General features: G+C 48.6%; 2 protein-coding genes. Both read left to right on the forward strand.

The window, feature by feature from the left end; genetic code table 11:
• A partial coding sequence (locus MXAZACID_RS18915; RefSeq protein WP_205619849.1) for a hypothetical protein occupies window positions 1-717 on the forward strand: 717 nt, incomplete at its 5' end.
• A 995-nt stretch (window positions 718-1,712) separates the two neighbouring features.
• Window positions 1,713-2,259: recombinase family protein (locus MXAZACID_RS16475; protein ID WP_008495658.1), on the forward strand; the 547-nt coding region annotated here is incomplete at its 3' end.

Consider the following 2,259-nt stretch of genomic DNA (forward strand, 5'->3'; position numbering starts at 1 on the left):
CAATTGTTCTGCGTAGAGGACAACAACAGGCCAGCCGTGACGCAACGCCCGCCGATCGAGATTGGAGATGGCTGGTTCGCACTTGTGGATGCGCTTTGCTCAACTTTGCAATTCATCGATCCCGCTACAAAAAACATCCATGTCAGGACGCGCTCCACATGCCTCCGTTTTCGTTGTTGGCCGACCAACCAAACAACCTATGGCGCAATTCATACAGCACAGGCCTTATCTATGCGCATCTGCGAAGCTACCGGTTCTGTCTTGCCCAATCTGCCCGACATCTCCCAGGGTAAGAAAGGCTCGCCGGGATCTTTCATAGGAGACGACGTCAATACGCCATCGCCTGCATTGCCGCCAGGCCTCTTCATTCTGCTCGATGTTGGATTCCGATTTATCAGTAAACGAAGCGCCCTGAGATCGGACTTTCCCACGATTGAAATTGAAACGTGTCACTGGGATAATGCAAGAGGATTGGTTCTCACCCCGTCCACCGCATCTATCCACGCCGCGACCATAGCCCAAATCGAACGGGCGACCATGTACAGATCACGTCGCGGGCACAAAGGACGGATAGATAAGCACATCGAAAAAATGGTCGCCCGAACAAATGCGGCGGGGGTTTTGATTAATGAGATCTCGAAGCGAATGGATAAGACCGACGGACACTTGAGAACTATCGACGATTTTTGCTGTCTCATGCGTACCCGAGATTGGTAAAATCATCCAATTTCGTGCCACATTTTACTCATCATTTTTATGGTTTTTTGGGCTTTAAACATGTCCCCTTTTTATCAAGTCGAGAAACAAATCGGTCTAGGATTTTCACTATTTATTGGTCTTGGATAGGGCACTGAACCTGGCGATCAAAAACCATTTTTGATGGTTAGAATCCGGTTTCAAACTTCCAAAGTCACGGCGGCGACAGCAGACATAGTTATAGTATGATTTTCAGAATCAGATTTAAGGCTGTCCCAAATTATGCTTTTTTGATAGCCCGTTTATTACCTCCACTTTTAGTTAAGCAAACACTCTCCAAAAGGTAACGGAATTGTATCACTTTGATTCAGTTTTCAGATCGAACTCGACATGATACAATTTCGTTACTTTTACAGAGATTTTTGTTATCTCGATCTTTGAAAATACGAGGATTCATGTGGTTTTACATGTCTAAACACATGCGTTTAAACATGCCAAAAAGCATGTTTTTACACATGCGATTTTGCATGTTTTTCGACCTGTTTTTTGACAAGTATTTTGCCATGGCAAAGATCCTGCGTTTTCGCATACAGATGCTCGACAGGAGGTCTCCTAATTATTCCTGAAAATTCAATTGAAGACCTCTCCCCGTATGGAGGCGGTAAACACTCAGCAAAAAAACGAGTTCAACGCAAAGGAGTTTTGCGATTGCTTAATAGTTCGTCCGATATGTTTACCGGATGGCAATCAGATCGATCTGCTCTAGCGAGCTTCAAAACGATCCTGCCCCATTAATTGGTTCGGCAATTTTTGGGCAGGATATTCCTCATGCCCGAACTGTTGGGCCCGAGCAACTAAGGGATTTTTCCCGGCGCCTTGCCCGTCAGGTCGCCCGTGAACTCTTTAATATAGCGCATCAAGAGGCGACCACCATGTAATAGCCCATCTCATAAATCCAAACTGAACAAACGGGATCCCCCCGCCAACTCTAATCCATGCGATGAAAGATCAAGACAATGCGCATCGCCGTCTACGCTCGTTATTCAAGTGAAAATCAAAGAGACGCGTCGATAGAAGACCAGATCCGGTTATGCCGCGCGCGGATCGACGCAACCCCTGGCTGGGAGCTCGAGCAAGTCTATCGTGACGCAGCGATATCTGGTGCCAGCGCCAACCGACTAGGCTATCAAGCAATGGTCGCTGCCGCACGTGATGGCGGTTTCGACATCATCCTGGCTGAGGCCCTCGACCGCCTTAGCAGGGACCAGGAGGATATCGCCGGCCTATATAAGAGACTCAAATTCGCAGGCATTACCCTGTTCACGTTGGCCGAAGGCGAGATTACAGAGCTGCACATTGGCCTCAAAGGCACGATGAACGCGCTGTTCCTTAAAGACCTCGCGGAGAAGACCCGCCGCGGCCAAATGGGCCGGATTGCCGCCGGCAAATCCGCTGGCGGCTTATGTTATGGCTACAAGCCAGCTCCAAAGCTTATCGGCAAGGGCCAGATTGAGCGGGGCGACCGACGGATTGACGATTTCGAAGCACCGATCGTTAAACAGA

The organism is Acidocella sp. MX-AZ02 (assembly GCF_000306035.1).
Classification (GTDB): Bacteria; Pseudomonadota; Alphaproteobacteria; order Acetobacterales; family Acetobacteraceae; genus Acidocella; species Acidocella facilis.